Source organism: Bacillus sp. LR--39 (genome assembly GCF_053613335.1).
This window is the reverse complement of sequence record NZ_JBSIOT010000391.1, coordinates 1-1,001: the sequence shown is the minus strand read 5'-3', so window position 1 is coordinate 1,001 and position 1,001 is coordinate 1. Positions and strand designations below refer to the sequence as shown.

General features: G+C 47.8%; 2 protein-coding genes. Both read left to right on the top strand.

What is annotated here, in order from left to right:
- Positions 1–169 precede the first annotated feature (169 nt).
- Entirely contained in the window at positions 170–553 is a 384-nt protein-coding gene (gene gloA2 / locus ACWHAR_RS23485) for an SMU1112c/YaeR family gloxylase I-like metalloprotein (protein WP_003186045.1), read from the top strand.
- Between the two features lie 136 nt (positions 554–689).
- The coding region (locus ACWHAR_RS23480) for a MerR family transcriptional regulator (protein ID WP_452088000.1) at positions 690–1,001 on the top strand (312 nt) is incomplete at its 3' end.

Sequence of the window (1,001 nt, the reverse complement as noted above, 5' to 3'; positions counted from 1 at the left end):
ACCGGTCCTCTATCGATTTTAAACGGTCTAACACGCTATTCACCTCTGTTTGCTGTGCGTAACATTCTAATTATAGTATAGGGACTCTTCCCCGTCAAAACAACTTCGCCGTTATCGGCAGCAGCCGCGTCTTTTTGCTATACTTTTAAGAAAAAAGGAGCTTGACTCAATGCTGGAATCGATTCATCACATCGCCATCATATGCTCGGATTATGAAGCATCCAAAACATTCTATGCCGACAAGCTCGGACTTGAGATTCTGAGCGAAACGTACAGAAAGGATCGGGAATCATATAAACTGGACCTCTCATTAAACGGCCGCTATGTCATCGAACTGTTTTCTTTTCCGGATCCGCCCGCACGCCTTACCAGACCCGAAGCTGCCGGACTCCGCCATTTGGCTTTCACGGTGGCCGATCTTGACCAGACCGTCAAGGAGCTCAAGCAAAAAGGCATCACTGCTGAACCGATCCGCACCGATCCCGGGACGGGCAAGCGCTATACGTTCTTCTCCGACCCGGACGGCCTGCCTTTAGAGCTTTACGAAGCATAGCAACGGCTGCACCCTCTGGGGAAAAACCGCTTTCTTTGCCGAATCCCTTCTTCTTTTGTCTAACAGGAAGGAGGCCTTTTCATTCAGGTCGAATACCCTTTTTAATGAACAGTTACAGGTTAAAAGGAGGTATCTTATGAATACTGCTGATGCGGCAAATGAACTGGGGGTTTCAACCAAAACGGTGCAGCGTTGGGTCAAGCAGCTGCAACTGCCCGCTTCCCGAAATGAGCTTGGCCACTACTTTTTCACGGAAGACGATATCGCCATTTTAAAAGAAGTAAAAGAGCAGTTGAAAAACGGTACGCCTATGCAGGATGTCACGGTCAAACGCCCGAAAAAAACCTTCTTCATCAAGAAAAACGAAATGATTCAAACGAAAGAGCCTGCACTGCAATTGAATGAGCGGCTCGAAGAAAGGCTGCAGCGTTTTTTAGAGCATGAACAG

What these genes read in the sequence shown, in the direction of transcription:
- gloA2 (WP_003186045.1), top strand. Translation starts at nt 170, where the DNA reads ATGCTGGAATCGATTCATCACATCGCCATCATATGCTCGGATTATGAA.